Origin of the sequence: Tenacibaculum aiptasiae, assembly GCF_008806755.1 — a bacterium.
GTDB lineage: Bacteria > Bacteroidota > Bacteroidia > Flavobacteriales > Flavobacteriaceae > Polaribacter > Polaribacter aiptasiae.
Map to the genome: position 1 here is coordinate 123825 of NZ_WAAU01000013.1, position 17421 is coordinate 141245.

Here is a 17421-nt window from a genome sequence, read left to right on the forward strand (position 1 = left end):
CTTAAAGCAGTTTTGATAAAAGAAGTTAATTATCCAACTTAATATACCAATAACTGATTATTGTATTGTTTTTGCCTAGAATTGCTATTGTATTTTTCGATTAAGCGTTTAGAATAAGCTGTCCTTTATTATATATACCATAAACACTACCTCTTAATTCTTTGTCTAAAAAGATACTATTCTTAGAAGTAGAAATAATATGGTCTTTAGAAAAAATAAAATTTCCATCAGGATTAAATATAGACAGACAAGCTTTTTGGTTTTCTTCTATAGAGTTCTGTTCAATACCAAAACGATTTTTAGGATTATGAGATAAACATTTTACAATCGTTTCAATATCCAATACAGTGTTTAAAGCACCAAAAGCACTCTCTAAACCAATAGTTCCATCTTTAGCAGTTGAATATTCTACTTTTTTATGTTCTATATCAATAGGATTATGATCAGATGTAATAATGTCTATAGTACCGTCTTTTAAGCCTTCTACTAAAGCTTCTGTATCAATTGATGTTCTTAAAGGCGGATTGACCTTTTTGTTTCCATCAAATCCATGTAACTCATCATCTGTTAAAACCAAATTATGAATGGCAACACTACAGGTAATATCTAATCCTTTCTTCTTTGCTTCTCTAATTAGTTCTACAGATTTTTTTGTAGAAATAGTTGGGATATGTAGTTTTCCTCCTGTGTATTCTAACAAGAATAAGTCTCGAGAAATTTGAATTTCTTCTGCTAAGGCAGGAATTCCTTTTAAACCAAGTAGTGTACTGTTTTTTCCTTCATTAGCAACTCCTTCACCAGCAATAGAGTTATTTTTTGGGAAGCTTAAAGCTAAACCATCAAAATTTTGAGTATATAATAAAGCTATTTTTAATAAATTATCATCGATAGATTTTTTATAATCACCAAAAGCAATTGCACCTGATTGTTTCATATCAAACAACTCGGCCATTTCAATTCCTTTACTTTGTTGTGTTAACGTACCAATAGGAAATAAATTAGTTGCATCGCCATTAGCTTTGTTTATTAAAAATTCTACAGCAGATTTATTATCAATAACAGGATTTGTATTTGGATTTACAGCAACATCAGTAAATCCACTTTTAGAAGCAACATGTAAACCATTTTTTATAGTTTCTCGTTCTTCGTAACCAGGTTCACCAAAAGAAACACTTGTATCAAACCATCCAGTAGAAACATGTAGGTTTTCAAGTGTTACAATCTCACACCCTTCAGGAGCAGAAATAGCATCATCAATTTTGGTAATAATACCGTCGGTAATTAAAATATCTTTAGTTTGTTTGTGGTAAGAGCTGGTGGCATCAATAATTGTTGCCGATTTTAGCAGCGTTGTCATGTTTTAAAAAATTTTAATATCAAAATTTCTAAAAGCAAAGATACGATGGCTAGCGCTAAAAACCACTTCCAAAGCCATTGAATTTTAGTTTCATTATTTATATCCTGTAAAGTGTTTTTTACTGAAGTAGAGATGTCTTTGTTTGTAGTTGATGAAATATCTAAAAATTGTAATGAACTTTCACTTTTAGGATAATTATAAGCTATTTTTTTTAAAAGACTTTCTTGTTGTTTTATCTGATAAAAACCAGCTTTTAAAGGTTGGTCTTTAGTAGTAATTCTAACCTTATTTTGAAAGGTTTGTTGTAAAGGTATAAATGAATTTTCATTATTTGAAATAGTTAAAATTTCATCTTTTCCTAATTGCTTATTAATATCAATCGTATTGTCTTCTCCGATAGTGTAATACAATTTTGATAATTGTAAACTATGTTTTCCTATGTTATAAAATATAGGAACAATTAGTGGAGAGTTAGTAAAATTACTATTTTCTTTTTCTAAAGGTGCAGCCACCCAATACAAGTTAGCATTAGATAAATTTACTTGTTTAATAAAGCCTTCTTTGTTTTCAAAAGAAACTAAATTACTCTCGTTATTTAGTATAGATATGAATGATTCTTTAACAAAAGGATATTGAAAGTTTTGAACTCTTTTTTCAAAAACATTTTTTAAAAGAGGATGATTATAGTTAATACTAGTAATTTTTAAACTATCATTTTTCTTAGTAACTATTTTACCAGCATTAACACTAGTAAGTAATTCGTTATATGATGAAATAGAAGTATTTTTATTTGGTATTACTATAATATTTCCACCTTTTTTAGTGTAATCTACTAAAGAATTAATAAGAGTTTGAGGAACTCTCTCAAGTTCATTTAAAATAATTAAACTTTGCTTAGGGATTAGATTGTAGTTTATGTTTTTACTACTAAGTGTAGTTAAATTAAATTCATCTTTGGTATAAATTCTATTTATAAAATCAGAAGGCTTTCCTATAGCTAGCACATTAATTTTGGTGCTAGTATCAATTGTGAAGTAAAAGGAATTATCGAAACTGTAAGTGTCACTGAAATTGAGGCTTATTTTTCCTAAGAATTCAGGAGATTTAACAATAGAAAAAATAATTTTCTTTACTTGATTTTCTTCAATAGAAAAGGTTTGTTTATTTATTAATTTATTATCGTCAGAAAGAGAGATAGGAATGTTTTTTTGAGCTTTTCCTTGATTGCTTACAAGAATATTAAGATTAAAGTTAGAAGAACCATTGTCGTCTAAAAAAACACTGTCAATAGCTATGTTATTTTTTAATTCAGGAATAAGATTAACTAATGAGATAGGAGTATTTACATCATCAAAATCATTTTTGGTATAGTTTTGAAAGTCAGAAATAAAAATGTTTTTTGATAAAGAGTTTTGCGCCTTGTTTTCTGTAGAAACTTTCAATAAAACATCTTCGAAACTTCTGTTTTTAGAAGTATTAGAAACTTTAAGTAATATTTTTTTTAAATCACTTGCTGTTTTATTTCTGTAAAAGTTATCATTTGTTAATAATGAATAGGTAACATTATCTGAAAGATTTTCGATAATTTCTTGAGAGGCAATTTGTAATAAATTCCCTTTTTCTCCCTTAGTATTTGTACTTAAAGAATTATCTAAATAAATAAAAAAGTTTTTCTTTTTATCAATTGTATGATTGCTAAAATAAGGTTGCGCAAAAGCAAAAATAATAGCGGTTAAAAGTAATAATCGAGTTGTGAGAATTAACCATTTTTTTATTTGCGAACTTTTACGTGTTTGTAAAACTAGTTTTTGTAAAAAAGCAACATTGGTAAAAGGAACTTTAACAAAACGTTGTAACTGAAATAAATGAACTAATACAGGAATAACTAAAAGTCCTAAGAAGTATAGAATTTCAGGATGTTTAAAATACATAAGTGTTTTTTTATATACTCCAAGTATACTAAATTTATCTAAATAAAAAGTAAAGTAAAAGCTCTTACAAAATGTAAGAGCTTTATTTTTTATTCTTCTAATTTAAAAATAGCATTTGCTTCACTTTCATTTAAGTCAATATTGTAGACTCTAATGTTATCTATAGATCCAAAAACCCTACCTTTTAAAGTGCTTCCTGGAAAAATAGATGAAACTACTAATGGAGTACCTGAGTTATAACTAGAAGTGTATTTTGTAGTGCTCCATACTAACCTAATCTCTCCATTAACATATATTTTAATAGAGTTTTTATTGTAGGCTAGTATAACATTATACCATTTTCCTTTTTCAATAGTGACACCTGTAGATTGTTTTAAAAAGCCATCATTAGTGAAAAATTTAATTTGATTATCATCGTTATCAACAAATAAGTGTACATCGTCTCCATAAGCTATATTTTTTGAAGATAAAAGAAAAGCATCGTCTTTATTTCTAGGGAGTTGGTTTAGAGAGAACCACATAGAAAAAGACCAAGAAGGAGTTTTTAAATCAATAACACTTGGAAATTCAAAATAGTCTCCATTTCCATTTAAAAGGGCAGCACTATTACTATTTCCTTTAGAATCCTTAGTCAATGAACCAACAATATTACCATGATTATTATTTCCACTAAGGTCATTAGCGTTTCCATTAAAAGGGTAGTAAGCAAGTAGATTACTATTAGGAGGTAAGTTTGGATTTTTACCATTACAAATAGTAAACGTATCTGTTATTTCGTTAGGATCTAAGATAGAATTTAAATTTTTATCCATTCCAGCTTCTATTAAATAACCACCCGAAGGGCAATCTGTTAATGTAGCTTGTTTAATATTGTATAAAGAAGTTAAACCATCGGTACCATTACAAATATACTTCGTTTCTTGAATTTCATTAGGTTCAAGTGTTTGATTGTTATTTATATCAAGACCAATTTCTATTTTGATTCCTCCAGTATTACAATTGGCTCCTGAAGGTTCTAAGCTAGTTTTGATTAAAGAATTACTTCCATTTTCACCATTACAAACTATAGCAATAGATGTTACTTCTGAGTCTTCTAGTGTTCCATTGTTGTTGGTATCTATCCCAGATCTTACTTTTATTCCTCCATTAGAACAATTAGAACCTGGAGGTTCATTTATAAAATCAAAAAGACTAGTAGAACCATTAAGACCATTACAAACATAACTAGTGGATGTAATTTCATTAGAGTTTAAAATGCCATCATAATTGAGGTCATTTCCTGAATTTACTCTTATACCACCATTGGCACAATTAGGACCTATAGGTTCTTTAATTGTATTAACAATACTATTATATCCGTTTTTTTCAAATGAAACTGATTCTTTTTCACAGGAAATAAAGAGAATAACTAGACTTATTATTAAGCCATATTTTGATTTTTTTTTCATAGTTTAAATTAAGAGTTCATAACAAGCTGCAAATATACATTCAATGATTTAAAAACATAACTTTTAGTTAAAAAACTGTTAGAAGTATTAATCTATTCTGATGAAAAATCAAATTTTACTATTTTTGGGCTATGACTACAAAAGAGAGTGATTGTAAAGTTCCAGAAGAAAATACTTTAAAAGAACATTGGAACACAGCTTATACTAAAAATACTACACAGAAATTAGGTTGGTATGAAGAAAGCTCAAAAGAAACAATAGATTTAATAAAACTATCTAAAGCTCCTAAAGATGCTAAGATTTTAAATGTAGGAGTTGGATCTTCTATGTTAATAGATGAATTGTTAGCTGATGGATATACAAATTTGATAGCAAACGATTTGTCTGAAAAAGCTATTGAAGATGTTAAAAACAGGTTAGGAGATAAATCATCAGAGATAAATTTTATTGTTGATGATTTAATAAAGCCGTCAAAGCTTAATCAACTTTCAGATATTGACATTTGGAATGATAGAGCTGTATTGCATTTCTTTTTGAAAGAAGAAGAAAAAGAATTGTATTTTAAATTATTAAAACAACTTGTAAAGAGTAATGGTTTTGTAATCATAGCTGTTTTTGCTCTTGATGGAGCAGAAAAATGCTGTGGGCTTGAGTTACAAAGATATAATGCAGAAATGTTGCAAGAAAGACTTGGAGAAGATTTTGAATTGATTAAGAAGTTCAATTACACTTTTACCAATCCTTATGGAGGAGAACGACCATATATTTATACATTATTCCAAAGAAAAAATAAGTAATGAGTGTGATTCAAATACCTTTCAAAAAAACTGGTTTCTTCTCTAAAACTATGATAGATTATTTAGAAGAGTCAGAGAAAATAAAGCCTTTTTATAATAATTTTTCGAATATTGAAGGTTTAAAAAAACAAGTAGAAGCTAAAGGTGTATCTTTTAAACCGGAAAAAAGAACCGTTTTAGTTAATGCATTAAAAAAGCAATATAGTAAGCTAAATGCTACAGAGGAAACAATACAAAACATAGATAGTTTACTTTTAGAAAATACATATACTATAACTACAGGTCATCAATTAAACCTGTTTACTGGCCCTTTATATTTTTTGTATAAAATATTTTCAACAATTAATTTATGTGAAGAATTAAATAGTAAAATTGAAAATCAAAATTTTGTTCCGGTATATTGGATGGCAACAGAAGATCATGATTTTGACGAAATAAACTATTTTAATTTTAAAGGAAAAAAAGTTCAGTGGAATTCAGAACAAACTGGTGGAGTTGGACGCTTTTCTACAGATGGATTACAAGAAGTTTTAGAAGCTTTTTCATTGCATATAGGAAACTCTAAAAATGCACAGTATTTAGTGAAACTATTTGAAGAAGGTTACTTAAAACATAACAATTTAGCAGATGCTACTAGGTATATTGCTAATGAGTTATTTGGAGCCTATGGATTGGTAATTATTGATGCAGATGATACTGATTTAAAAAGAGAGTTTATTCCTTATGTAACAAGAGAATTAACAGAAGAAATCTCTTATAAAAAAGTAACAGAAACAATAAAAGTTTTAGGAGAAGAATATAAAGTACAAGTAAATCCAAGAGAAATAAATTTATTTTATTTAACTGACGAAATTCGTGAACGTATTATTTTCGAAGAAGGTACATATAAAGTAAACAATACAAATGTTTCTTGGACTAAAGAAGAGATATTAAGTCATCTAGAAAGTAATCCCGAAAGATTTTCTCCAAACGTAATAATGCGACCATTATATCAGGAAGTAATTTTACCAAACTTATGTTACATAGGAGGAGGAGGAGAATTAGCATATTGGTTACAGTTGAAAAGTTATTTTGAAGCTGTAGAAGTTCCATTTCCTGTTTTGTTGTTGAGAAATTCAGTACAAATTCTATCAGAAAAACAAGAAAGAAAATTAGAGAAGTTAACAATATCTAAAGAAGAATTATTCAGTAAGCAAAATACATTACTAAAGAATAAAGTTTTAAATTCATCAGAAGTAAAAGTTGATTTTACAAATCAGAAAAGCTTTTTACAACAGCAATTCAATGAATTAAGAAAAGTAGCTCAAAAAACTGATGTTTCTTTTATTGGAGCTGTAAATGCCCAAGAGAAAAAACAATTAAAAGGATTAGAAAACCTAGAGAAAAGGTGGTTAAGAGCGGAGAAAAGAAAACAAAAAGAATTGGTAGACAGAATTACATTGCTTCAAAATGAAATATTACCAAATCAAAGTTTAGAAGAACGTCAACGTAATTTCTCAGAATATTATCTAGAGTATGGAGTTAGTTTTTTGGATAAGTTAAAAAAGAGTTTAAATCCTTTAGATTTGGAGTTTACAATAATTACACTTTAATGGAGAAAAAAGCACTACATAAAAATAATATCCATAATAAAGGATACGATTTTAAAGTACTTCAAGAAAAGTATCCTAAGATAAAAGAGTTTGTAATAGAGAAGTACGGTAAAGAAACTATTGATTTCTCAAATCCAAAAGCAGTAAAAGAATTTAATAAAGCTTTATTATCGGTTTATTACAATATTAATACATGGGAGTTTTCAGACGATAATTTATGTCCGCCAATTCCAGGAAGAGTTGATTATATTCATTATTTAGCAGATTTAATAAGGAAAGAAAAAGAGGTAACTGTATTAGATATTGGTACTGGAGCAACTTGTATATATCCGTTATTAGGAAATGCAGTGTATAATTGGAGTTTTGTAGCATCTGATATTGATTTAGACTCGTTAGATTCTGCTCAAGATATTATAGATGATAATAATTTAGATACTAAAATAAAATTAAGACAGCAGTTTAAAGAAGAGCATGTTTTAAAAGGAATTCTTGAGAAGGAAGATTCTTTTACAGTAACTATGTGCAATCCTCCTTTTTATAAATCGGCGGAAGAGGCTAGAGGAGCTAATAGGAGAAAATCGAGAAACTTAGGAAATAATGCTGTTCGTAATTTTTCAGGAAATAGTAACGAACTTTGGTATATAGGAGGTGAAAAAGCTTTTTTGCATACATATTTATATGAGAGTTCACAATATCCAACAGTTAGTAAGTGGTTTACAAGCTTAGTTTCTAAAAAAGAAAATGTAGAAAGTTTACAGAAGTCGGGCAAAAAGCTAGGAGTAAAAGAATTTAAAGTAATTCCAATGACACAAGGAAATAAAGTAACTAGAATTGTTTGTTGGAGATTTTAAATTGAAGATATAAAAAGTAAAAACTCACAATATAAATTGTGAGTTTTTTTATTCGCTTATTTTTTTAGAATTGTAGTTATATCAGTTTCTCCATTATCATATTTAACTTTTAAAAGATAAACTCCAGCTTCAGCTTTAAAATATAGATTCTTAATATATTTTTTATTAGGAATTTCACCAGTTTTAATTACTTGTCCTACAGTGTTAATTATTTTAAAAGAACCTTTAGAGTTTTTATTATTGATAAAAGTGAAGTTTCCGCGACTAGGATTAGGATAAACAATATGTTGATTGAGCATATTTTTTTCTGTTTCTTGTTTAACAGTTCTACTAACATAACCATTTACATAAAACGTTTTACTAGTTCCGCTGTATGGACTTATTTTTCCTGTCCAACCATTTTTCCATTTACCAGTATGTACAATTCTGTAATAGCCACTTTCTACTTCTGAGGTGATTTTAAAATGTATAGTAATTTTTGAATTTGCTACACCGTCTCTTTTCCAAATCATAAGAGTGTTGGTATCTCTATCTTGAAATTTAGTAACCCAAGAGTTTCCAACTTTTTTCTGAACAGTAAAATAAGTACTATTTGTTTTAGTATCATGATTAGGATGAGCACCCCAAAAAGTAACTTTAGCAGTATTACCGGTATTATATGAGCTATTTGTATCAGAATACACACTTCCAAAGCTTTTAAATAAAGGTTTATCATCAAAAAGAATATGTACCGTTTTATCAAGTCCAATGTATGTTTTTTGAGGAGGAGTTGATGCTAGAGTAGGCCAAGGGTTTGAGTTAGGAGAAACTAATAAGGTAGCTAACCTTTCAAATTCTTGTCGATAAGCAGCTAGGGTCCATGGACCAAATTGTGTACTGGCTCCTTCGTATTGTTGAGAGGCATATTCTTCTCTAGTAGTTACATAACCACAGTAAGCATCAGAATAACCAGCTAAAACACTATGTTGTATTCCAGTAGCACTATTTTCTGCAACTGTAGCTTTTACACGCCTTCCAGCCATGATAGTAAATTCAGCAGGAGCAGCAAAAATTCCAAATTGACCGATTTTTAAAATACTAGTTGGGAGTATTTTAGGAGTTCTTGGGTTATTACTGTTTCGTCCTACAAAAAATAAAGGATCAATAGGTTTTTCCATATGACATTGATCAACAGCAGGACCTGAATTAGGATTGGACCTTGTCTCACCTTCTCTTCCAATACCACTTCTACCATCTTCTGCACCAGCTCTAAAAGAAATGCCAAGAGCAGCTTTACAAGTATGGCGTATAACACCATCGGTAAATTTTGAAGCAACTTCGATATTAGAAAAATCACTATATCTCGATACGGCTTTTACTGAGCCGATAAGTTGTTCACTAGCATTATTATATAATTCTAATGCTTTTTGATATTGTCTATCTCCTATAATTTCAGAACTTTCTACTTCATTACTGCCAGGTCCAGTAGCATCTGTATATAAATCATTAGGAGCTGGTTGATTTAAGTTAGGAGACATATCTCCAGGATTTGTATTAGGAAAAGCAGCAACAAAAGTAAAATTACCATTTCCGTATGAAGACTGTTTCATGCGTTCAAACTTTAATGAAGCATAACCTTTACTGTCACCACTAGCATATTTATAGTTCTTAGATAAACTTGTTGGATGAACTCCAAACCAAGAAATCATTCCAACCTCAGTATTACCTTGTACAAATTTTAAAACCGTCATTTGATCATCAATATTCATATAGTCATTAGAATCACTATTTAAATTGTAAGCTACTAAAGATCTATTAATGCTGGCATTTGTTAAACTTCCTGAGTTATAATAAATTCTACCTGGGGCTAAGCTGTCGTGAGCTTGTTTGATAGCATTAAAAATTCCATCAACTAAAATATTGAAGTTTTTTTTATAAAAACCACCGGTAGAAGTATTGTAAAGTTCATAATGGGAATATCCACCAGGTGAAACGTGGGTGTGGGTAGCACTAATAACTACGTTAGTATCAGTATAAGTGCTGCCATAATAATTTTTGAGTTTTTCTAGAACAGCTAAATTAACTGATTGAAACATGGCACCTTTGTCTATACAAACAAATACAGCGGGTGTGCCACTGGGCTCTTTAACAATATAAGCTCTTGCATATTGTCTGTCTTTAATACCACTATTTTTAAAGAAAGGGTTTCCATAACCAAAAAAGGCGCTTTCAGCAATTTCTCCAGTAATGTCTGAAATACCTACACCGATGTCGTAGTTATTGTTTTGAGATTGTATTAATTGTATCGTAAGTAGAGAAAGTACAATTAATAGGGGGACTTTAATTTTACACATAAATTAGTTTGATTAAGTTAATTACTTACTAATCTATGTTTTAAATATGGTTAATTTAATTTTTTATGATAAATTTTATTTATATACAAATAAATTAACTAAATGAATTGTTTTTAAACAAAAAAAACTCGTAACTAATATATAGCTACGAGTTTTAATTAAATATGTGAGTTTATTACATTTTAGCTAAAAACTCTTTGTTCATTTTAACGTAATCAGCGTTACCTGCTTTTTCAGCTCCAGCTAATGAAGCTTTAGCAGCAGCAATAGCTCCTTTTTTATCTCCAGCTTTAGCTAAGATTAATGATTGTTGACGTAAATACCAAAAACGTGGACGGTCTTTAGTCATATCTACAGCTTTGTTGATCCATTCTTTAGCTTTTTGGATGTCTTTACCTTCATCTAAATAATATTTAGCAGAAGAAAAATAATCACCAGCAGAAGGTCCGCTCATTATTTTTGCAATACTAGCTTCAACACCTTTATCAGTAGGTGTGTTAAACTTTACTCCAACATAAGCGTTTTCCCATAACATACCTAAAACAGCAGAACTGTTTTTGATATCATCAATAGTTAAAGTAAAAGTTTCAATTTTCATAGGCATTTTTTCAACTTTAGCAGTTGTAGATAATGCTACTTTACTGTCATCCCATTTTCTTGGAGTTCCCCAGTTGTTCGCATCAGAATAAAAAATAACTTCCCATGAATCTTTATTCGGTTTTGTGTACAAGGCATAGGTACCTTTCTTTAATTCTTTTCCATCAATTGTAACATCGTCGCTAAATGTAACTTTAGTGTTTTGATTAGCTCCGGTTCTCCATACTTTTCCATAAGGCACTAAATCTCCAAAAATAGTTCTACCTCTCATTCCTGGTCTAGAGTATTCTACAGTAACGTCAGTTAAACCTACTTGTTGCTCTAATTTAGAAGCAGGGCTTGGTGCTGGAGTTTTTACTTGTGCATTAACATTTGCTGATATAGCAACAACAAATAAGCTTAAAAGTAATTTTTTCATGATGATTAATTTGTTTATAGTTTGTTCTGATAAAATTACGAGGAATTATATGGATTAATGTTAACGAAAACTTAAAATAAATATTAACTATTTATTTGATATTTGCCACCATGAAAAAATATATTTCTGAATTAATAGGAACTTTTGCGTTAATTTTTTGTGGTACAGGGGCTATGACAATTAATGAAGTAACTGGAGGGGTAGATTTAACTCACATAGGAGTGGCTATTACCTGGGGATTAATAGTAATGGCAATGATATATTCTTTTGGAGAAATTTCGGGGGCACACTTTAATCCAGCAGTTACCATTGCTTTTGCTTATGCCAAAAAATTTTCATGGAAAGAGGTTCCAAAATATATAATAGCCCAATTATTAGGTGCACTATTAGCAAGCAGTGTACTATGGGTTTTATTTCCTGAAAGTGAATTTTACGGAGCTACGATACCTAGTATTGAACCTTGGCGAGCTTTTATATTAGAATTATTACTGACTTTCTTTTTAATGGTTACAATTATTAATGTTTCAACAGGGAGTAAAGAAGTTGGGGTAATGGCAGGTATTGCTATCGGAGGAGTCGTTTTGTTAGAAGCAATGTTTGCTGGACCAATGACAAAAGCTTCGATGAACCCAGTACGTTCAATAGCGCCGGCATTAGTATCAGGACACTTAGAACATTTATGGTTGTATTTATTAGCGCCAATTTTAGGAGCGTTATTAGCGGTAGTTTCGTGTAAACTGGTAAAAGATGACAATTGTTGCGATGAAGGATGTTAGTATTTTAGGATGTGGTTGGTTAGGACTTCCATTAGCAGAATACTTACTGAAGAAAGAGTATAATGTGAAAGGGTCTACTACTTCAAAAAATAAATTAAGTATTTTTAAGGAAAAAGGAATTGCTCCTTTTTTAATAGATATTGATGCAAGTTTCAATAAAGAAATACAATTGTTTTTAAGTTCAGATATATTAATTGTAGCAATTACATCTAAGAATATTGTAAGCTACAAAAACTTAATAAATGAAATAGAGAAATCAGCAGTAAAAAAAGTAATTTTTATAAGTTCTACTTCAGTTTATCCTAGTTTAAACAAAGTAATAACAGAGGAAGAAACATTGATATCTTCACCTTTAGCAGAAATAGAAAATCTTTTTAAAGAAAATAAATACTTTAAAACTACTGTAATTCGTTTTGCAGGATTGTTAGGTAGGGATAGGAATCCAGGAAATTGGTTTGAGAATAGAAAAATACCACATCCTAAAGGTTTTGTAAATATGATACATCAGGATGATTGTATTCAAATTATTTATCAAATAATTAAACTAAACGTATGGGGAGAAGTATTTAACGCTTGTTCAAATCACCACCCAACAAGAAAAGAATTTTATATCAATGCAAAGGTTAAAATGAAAAAAGAACCACCAGTTTTTGATGATTCTTTAGATTTGAAGTATAAAATAATTAGTTCAGATAAATTACAGAAACAATTGAATTATACTTTTATTTATGATGATTTATTATTTTAGTTAGTGTTTGATAGATTTTATATTTAAAATAATAGTGTATAGTACAGTTATAGTTATTGAGGAAACCCATAACCAGTAACCTGATAATGTATTGACTATATCACCTTGAGATCCTCCGAAATAAGCATAACTTACTTCTGCTTTTGTAAATAATAAGGATAAAATTAAAGCGAATAGACTTAAAAGAAGAGGTAGCTTTTTCTTTTGACTAGTAACTAAATAGTAATTACTAATAATGTGTAAAGGGTTGGCTAACCAAATAAATGTTTTTAAACCAATATTTAACCATCCTAAAAAGAAAAGTAAAGCTCCAGAATGATTATATAGTTTATTGTTTAGCTTTACAGTATAACATTCTTGTGTTAATGAACAAATAAAAAGTGTAAAGCTAATAGAGATAAAAAAATATTTAAATTTATTATTCACTTACAAATATTTAAGAATATTTTTTTCTTCTTAAGTAATTAAAACCAAAACCAAACAAGGCAAGTAAAATTAAAGGAACACCAATATTTATAAATTGCCAAAAACGTTTTTCAGTATAAGCTTTTTGTTTGTTTAGAAGGTTTATCTTAACTGTTTTATTACGTAATTGAATTAAACCAGAATCGTCTAATAAATAATCAATAGCATTCATTAAGAAATCTTTGTTACCAAATATTTCTCCAGTCCATTTGTCTAAAGATAAATCATGAGGTTTTCCTTTTAAAATTTGATTTTTTCCAACATCACCATCGGCAATAACAATCATTTTATTAGAGCTACTTTCAGGTTTGAAAAGTGGAGTGCTAAATGGTTTGATTCTACTTTTATAAGCAGATTTAAAATCACCTTCTAATAAAACAGATAATAACTGTGGGCCATTTGAGTAATCTTTTTGTTGAGGTTCTTTAGAAATACTTTGCAATTCAACAATTTTAGGAGTTCCTATTTTTTTAGTTAAAACAGAAGTAACTAATAAAGGTGTTTTTTTAATATTTCCTTTCAATGTATCTATCTGCGTTGTAAAACGAAAACGAACTGGCGATACGTTTTTAGTAATAGGATGGTTAGGATTTCCATTCACTAAAGGATGGTAAAACCAATTTAAATGTTGAAACTGTGCTTGGTTTCCTAAATTTCCTGTAGCTAAAGGAATCTTAGCAGAATATAAATCTTGAATAAGTTTATTATTTACACGTACTTGATAACTAAAAAGTAAATCGGTTAAATTTAAATCGCGAGGAAAAGCTAACATTCTTCCTTCATTATATAAGCTATCCGTATCTGAATAATTATTATCAATCATCCAAAGAGTTTTACCTCCATTTGTAATAAACTGATCAACGGTAAATTTCTCTTTTTCGGTAAACCTTTTAGTAGGTTTAGCAATAATTGCTAAATCATACTTAGTTAAATCATTTAATGTTTTTTGGGGACTGTTTTCAACACTGTCTAAAGTAAATTTAGCTAAGCGATATTTTTTTCCTACTTCACTTAATAAACTATAAACATATATATCGTCTAATTCCCCATTACCCGATAAAACTGCTATTTTTTTTCTTTTGGTTTTGGTTATGTTATGAATTGCATTAGCAAAAGAGTATTCAAGTTTTTCAATTGCGTTTTGCAATTGATCTTCTTGAGTTTTAGCAATAGAATTTGGTAAAAGAGAAACAAGTTCTGTTTTTTTACCGTAATTAATTTCAGCCCAAGGAAAAATAATGGCTTCAGATAATTTTCCATCTTCCTCCACAGTTAATTGACTAGGAAGCATTCCTTTTTTTATAAGGCGTTCACGAATATTATCAGGATTAACAAAACGAAACCTAACATTAGAATTTTCAGCTTTTAGTTCTTCTAAAAACTGACGAGTTTCTATTTGTAAGCGTTTGAACTCAGCTGGAAAATCACCTTCCAAGTATACATTAATTAAAATATTCTTGTCTATTTTATTCAGTAGTTTCGTGCTAATATTAGAAATTGTATAGCGTTTGTCTTGAGTTAAGTCAAAACGTTTAAATACAAAATTAGAAAGATAATTGACTAATAAGATTCCTACGAAAGCATAAGCTATATGTTGTATTTTCTTATTCATTTTTTAATTGTTGTTTAGTAATGAATAAAAAGAAAAAAGTAACGCTAATAAAGTAAACTACATCTCTAGTGTCAATAACACCTCGACTAATACTTTTAAAGTGTTCATTAATTCCAAACTGTTGAAATAAGTATCCCGAATTTCCTAATGAGTTACCAATTGTATCAAAGCCATAGAATAAAATAAAAGTGATAAAAACACTAATAATAAAAGCTACAATTTGATTTTTAGACAGAGTAGAGGTAAACAAACCAATACTAGTGTATATGGCAGCTAAAAAAAACAGACCAAAATAAGAACCAGTAATACTTCCTAAATCTAAATTTCCAATTGGATTACCTAGTGCATATACAGTATATGCATAAGTTAATGTAGGAATTAAAGCAATAAAAACTAAAAGAAGTGAAGCTGTAAACTTGCCTAAAATAATTTGCCAATCGGTTAATGGCTTAGTTTTTAAAATTTCAATAGTTCCACTGTTAAATTCATCGGCAAAACTTCTCATGGTAATCGCTGGTATTAAAAACAAGAATAACCAAGGAGCTAAATAAAAGAAGCTACTTAAATCTGCAAAACCAGCATTTAGAATATTAAAATTATCTTTAAACACCCATAAGTATAATCCGTTTATTAGTAAAAAAACACCAATAACTAAATACGCTATGGGGGATGAAAAAAATGAGTTAAATTCTTTTTTTAAAATAGGAAACATATAATTGTTAACGTAAATTATTAATTATTTTCAATTCGAAAAATACGATTATTTTCAAAACCCTTATCTCTTCTTTTAGGCTGATAAATAAAATTATTTTTATTCAATAACGCGATAGAGCTTTCATTATTTTTATGAGTAAAGGCTTCTATGGCTTTTAAGTTAAGTTTAGAAAAACCAAAATGAATAACTTTTTGTAATGATTCACTCATAAAACCTTTTTTATGGAAATCAGGATGTAATTCATAACCTATCTCAGCATAAGAAAAATCATGGTTAAAATGACGGAGTCCAATAGAACCAATTAGAGTATTGTTATGTTCAATTACCCAATAAATACCTTTGTTAGTATTGATTAATTGGTCAATCATTTTAATGAAAGTTTCTATATCGGAAATATTTGCAGGAACATGTCTGTCTATAAATTTATTGACTTCTTTGTTAGATCGTATTTCAAAAATAGCTTTCTTATCACTATCTATAAGTTTTCTTAAAACTAATCGCTCAGTTTCTAATTTAGGAAAAGGTTTGAATAGTAATTCCATTAAACTAAAGAGACTAATTTATCTACACTCCAAGCTAATGGCTTATCATTAAATAAAACTTTAGTTTGAGCCCAAACACCTTTAAATAATTCAGAATTTCTATAATTTTCTAAATCTTGTTCAGTATCCCAATAACTGTAAGTAAAAAAGATATTCGGATTCGTTTTATCTCTATATAATTCTAATAAGTTACAACCAGGAGATTTTCTAATAAATTCTTTTTTTGAGTCAAAGTTTTTTAAAAACTCTTCAATTTTCTCAGGTTGAAAACTCATTTTTACAATTCGAACAAACATATAATTAATTTATAGTGGTAAAATCTGGTGAAATAATAGTTTCAAACTCAATAGAAATACTGTCTCTATAACCTAAACCTAGTAAGGTAGAAGCACCACCAACAGTATCTAAATTACTACGGTAAATGGCAATTTCTAAAAAACCAGCAGAATTAAAAATAGCTAATTTTTCTCCATCGTATTGTCTTTTTTCAACAGGAATAGAATAATCTACAATTTCATTATAACGATTATAAATTTTATCAAAATTATAGCGTCTGGCGGTTATAGTAAAATTACGTCCTTTACCAATAGAGTTGAAAAGTTTCTTACTAATATTTGTAATTACATTTCCGTAGTTATCAATATAAATAACACCACCTATAATATGGTCTTGCTTTTGATTTATCTTAGGCTGAATTTCAGTAATGTTCTTATAAGACTCAATTTCTTTACCAATAACATTTAAACTACCACCACGGCCAATATGAGAAGCAACCTGAACAAATACATCTAATACAGGGAAACTACTTTCAATATGATTATGAATATTAATTTCAACAATCTTTGAAGGTTTTATTTCGGAAGCAATCATAGATATAATTCCATTATCAGGACAAATAAAATAATGATTGTCTAATTCTAAAGCAATATGTTTATTATCTACACTCAATTCAGAATCAACTCCAACAATATGTATTGTTTTATCAGGAAAGCTTTTATAGGTGTTTTTTAAAATATAAGCAGTCTCGGTAATATTAAAAGGAGTAATGTGATGCGTAATGTCAACAATGTTCGCATCAGGTAATTCAGAGTAAATAGCACCTTTAACAGCCCCTACAAAGTGGTCTTTTATTCCAAAATCGGTAGTTAAAGTAATGAGAGGCATTTAATTAGTTGCTTGTTAATTAATATGTTGAAAAAATCTGTTGAATTTACAGCAAAACTACGTAATTCGATAAAA

General features: G+C 28.8%; 16 protein-coding genes. 5 read left to right on the plus strand and 11 right to left on the minus strand.

Annotated features, from left to right (window positions below):
• Nucleotides 1-100: 100 nt before the first annotated feature.
• From F7018_RS09455 to F7018_RS09465, 3 genes are all read right to left on the minus strand, one after another.
• Entirely contained in the window at nucleotides 101-1357 is a 1257-nt protein-coding gene (locus F7018_RS09455) for a dihydroorotase (RefSeq protein ID WP_150899818.1), read from the minus strand.
• Nucleotides 1354-3288: a BatA domain-containing protein gene (locus tag F7018_RS09460; RefSeq protein WP_150899819.1), complete on the minus strand. Its 1935-nt coding sequence runs from the start codon at nucleotides 3286-3288 to the stop codon at nucleotides 1354-1356. The genes F7018_RS09455 and F7018_RS09460 overlap by 4 nt, the downstream gene beginning before the upstream one ends.
• Nucleotides 3289-3377: 89 nt before the next feature.
• Nucleotides 3378-4736, minus strand: coding sequence for a LamG domain-containing protein (locus F7018_RS09465; protein WP_150899820.1), 1359 nt, complete (start codon nucleotides 4734-4736; stop codon nucleotides 3378-3380).
• Between the two features lie 131 nt (nucleotides 4737-4867).
• Between F7018_RS09465 and F7018_RS09470 the strand changes: the two genes are divergently transcribed.
• Genes F7018_RS09470 through rlmF form a run of 3 tightly spaced genes read left to right on the plus strand, consistent with a single transcriptional unit; the run spans nucleotide 4868 to nucleotide 7976 of the window.
• A complete protein-coding gene (locus F7018_RS09470) occupies nucleotides 4868-5533 on the plus strand; it encodes a class I SAM-dependent methyltransferase (RefSeq protein ID WP_150899821.1) in 666 nt (221 codons plus the stop codon).
• Entirely contained in the window at nucleotides 5533-7125 is a 1593-nt protein-coding gene (gene bshC / locus F7018_RS09475; protein ID WP_150899822.1) for a bacillithiol biosynthesis cysteine-adding enzyme BshC, read from the plus strand. Before F7018_RS09470 ends, bshC begins: the two co-directional genes overlap by 1 nt.
• Nucleotides 7125-7976, plus strand: a complete 852-nt coding sequence (rlmF, locus tag F7018_RS09480) for a 23S rRNA (adenine(1618)-N(6))-methyltransferase RlmF (RefSeq protein ID WP_150899823.1) — start codon at nucleotides 7125-7127, stop codon at nucleotides 7974-7976. The genes bshC and rlmF overlap by 1 nt, the downstream gene beginning before the upstream one ends.
• A 56-nt stretch (nucleotides 7977-8032) precedes the next feature.
• Here rlmF and F7018_RS09485 read toward each other — a convergent pair whose 3' ends face one another.
• Together F7018_RS09485 and F7018_RS09490 are read right to left on the minus strand one after the other, a co-directional pair.
• The gene (locus F7018_RS09485) at nucleotides 8033-10309 is read right to left on the minus strand and encodes a neutral/alkaline non-lysosomal ceramidase N-terminal domain-containing protein (RefSeq protein ID WP_150899824.1); all 2277 of its coding nucleotides are present in this window, start codon (nucleotides 10307-10309) and stop codon (nucleotides 8033-8035) included.
• 175 nt (nucleotides 10310-10484) lie between these two features.
• Complete coding sequence (locus tag F7018_RS09490; protein WP_150899825.1) at nucleotides 10485-11324, minus strand: DUF2911 domain-containing protein; 840 nt, start codon at nucleotides 11322-11324, stop codon at nucleotides 10485-10487.
• Between the two features lie 110 nt (nucleotides 11325-11434).
• On the opposite strand from F7018_RS09490, the gene F7018_RS09495 reads away from it, so the two are divergent.
• The gene (locus tag F7018_RS09495; RefSeq protein WP_150899826.1) at nucleotides 11435-12100 is read left to right on the plus strand and encodes an MIP/aquaporin family protein; all 666 of its coding nucleotides are present in this window, start codon (nucleotides 11435-11437) and stop codon (nucleotides 12098-12100) included.
• Nucleotides 12072-12848 carry an NAD-dependent epimerase/dehydratase family protein gene (locus F7018_RS09500; RefSeq protein ID WP_246175132.1) on the plus strand — a complete coding sequence of 259 codons (777 nt, stop codon included), beginning with the start codon at nucleotides 12072-12074 and terminating at the stop codon, nucleotides 12846-12848. The genes F7018_RS09495 and F7018_RS09500 overlap by 29 nt, the downstream gene beginning before the upstream one ends.
• On the opposite strand, the gene F7018_RS09505 is transcribed toward F7018_RS09500, so the two are convergent.
• From F7018_RS09505 to F7018_RS09530, 6 genes are read right to left on the minus strand one after another with little or no spacing between them, the layout of a single operon-like run.
• Nucleotides 12849-13274 carry a hypothetical protein gene (locus F7018_RS09505; RefSeq protein ID WP_150899827.1) on the minus strand — a complete coding sequence of 142 codons (426 nt, stop codon included), beginning with the start codon at nucleotides 13272-13274 and terminating at the stop codon, nucleotides 12849-12851.
• Between the two features lie 10 nt (nucleotides 13275-13284).
• A complete protein-coding gene (gene gldG, locus F7018_RS09510; protein WP_150899828.1) occupies nucleotides 13285-14925 on the minus strand; it encodes a gliding motility-associated ABC transporter substrate-binding protein GldG in 1641 nt (546 codons plus the stop codon).
• The gene (gene gldF / locus F7018_RS09515) at nucleotides 14918-15637 is read right to left on the minus strand and encodes a gliding motility-associated ABC transporter permease subunit GldF (protein ID WP_150899829.1); all 720 of its coding nucleotides are present in this window, start codon (nucleotides 15635-15637) and stop codon (nucleotides 14918-14920) included. The genes gldG and gldF overlap by 8 nt, the downstream gene beginning before the upstream one ends.
• 20 nt (nucleotides 15638-15657) lie before the next feature.
• The gene (locus F7018_RS09520) at nucleotides 15658-16182 is read right to left on the minus strand and encodes a GNAT family N-acetyltransferase (protein WP_150899830.1); all 525 of its coding nucleotides are present in this window, start codon (nucleotides 16180-16182) and stop codon (nucleotides 15658-15660) included.
• Nucleotides 16182-16478, minus strand: a complete 297-nt coding sequence (locus tag F7018_RS09525; RefSeq protein ID WP_150899831.1) for a putative quinol monooxygenase — start codon at nucleotides 16476-16478, stop codon at nucleotides 16182-16184. The genes F7018_RS09520 and F7018_RS09525 overlap by 1 nt, the downstream gene beginning before the upstream one ends.
• A 4-nt stretch (nucleotides 16479-16482) precedes the next feature.
• Nucleotides 16483-17346, minus strand: coding sequence for an SAM hydrolase/SAM-dependent halogenase family protein (locus F7018_RS09530; RefSeq protein ID WP_150899832.1), 864 nt, complete (start codon nucleotides 17344-17346; stop codon nucleotides 16483-16485).
• Between the last annotated feature and the right edge of the window lie 75 nt (nucleotides 17347-17421).

Excerpts from the sequence above, each read along its gene's own strand:
- F7018_RS09455 (WP_150899818.1), bottom strand. The coding sequence starts at position 1,357 with ATGACAACGCTGCTAAAATCGGCAACAATTATTGATGCCACCAGCTCT.
- F7018_RS09460 (WP_150899819.1), bottom strand. The coding sequence starts at position 3,288 with ATGTATTTTAAACATCCTGAAATTCTATACTTCTTAGGACTTTTAGTT.
- F7018_RS09465 (WP_150899820.1), bottom strand. The coding sequence starts at position 4,736 with ATGAAAAAAAAATCAAAATATGGCTTAATAATAAGTCTAGTTATTCTC.
- F7018_RS09470 (WP_150899821.1), top strand. The coding sequence starts at position 4,868 with ATGACTACAAAAGAGAGTGATTGTAAAGTTCCAGAAGAAAATACTTTA.
- bshC (WP_150899822.1), top strand. The coding sequence starts at position 5,533 with ATGAGTGTGATTCAAATACCTTTCAAAAAAACTGGTTTCTTCTCTAAA.
- rlmF (WP_150899823.1), top strand. The coding sequence starts at position 7,125 with ATGGAGAAAAAAGCACTACATAAAAATAATATCCATAATAAAGGATAC.
- F7018_RS09485 (WP_150899824.1), bottom strand. The coding sequence starts at position 10,309 with ATGTGTAAAATTAAAGTCCCCCTATTAATTGTACTTTCTCTACTTACG.
- F7018_RS09490 (WP_150899825.1), bottom strand. The coding sequence starts at position 11,324 with ATGAAAAAATTACTTTTAAGCTTATTTGTTGTTGCTATATCAGCAAAT.
- F7018_RS09495 (WP_150899826.1), top strand. The coding sequence starts at position 11,435 with ATGAAAAAATATATTTCTGAATTAATAGGAACTTTTGCGTTAATTTTT.
- F7018_RS09500 (WP_246175132.1), top strand. The coding sequence starts at position 12,072 with ATGACAATTGTTGCGATGAAGGATGTTAGTATTTTAGGATGTGGTTGG.
- gldG (WP_150899828.1), bottom strand. The coding sequence starts at position 14,925 with ATGAATAAGAAAATACAACATATAGCTTATGCTTTCGTAGGAATCTTA.
- gldF (WP_150899829.1), bottom strand. The coding sequence starts at position 15,637 with ATGTTTCCTATTTTAAAAAAAGAATTTAACTCATTTTTTTCATCCCCC.
- F7018_RS09520 (WP_150899830.1), bottom strand. The coding sequence starts at position 16,182 with ATGGAATTACTATTCAAACCTTTTCCTAAATTAGAAACTGAGCGATTA.
- F7018_RS09525 (WP_150899831.1), bottom strand. The coding sequence starts at position 16,478 with ATGTTTGTTCGAATTGTAAAAATGAGTTTTCAACCTGAGAAAATTGAA.
- F7018_RS09530 (WP_150899832.1), bottom strand. The coding sequence starts at position 17,346 with ATGCCTCTCATTACTTTAACTACCGATTTTGGAATAAAAGACCACTTT.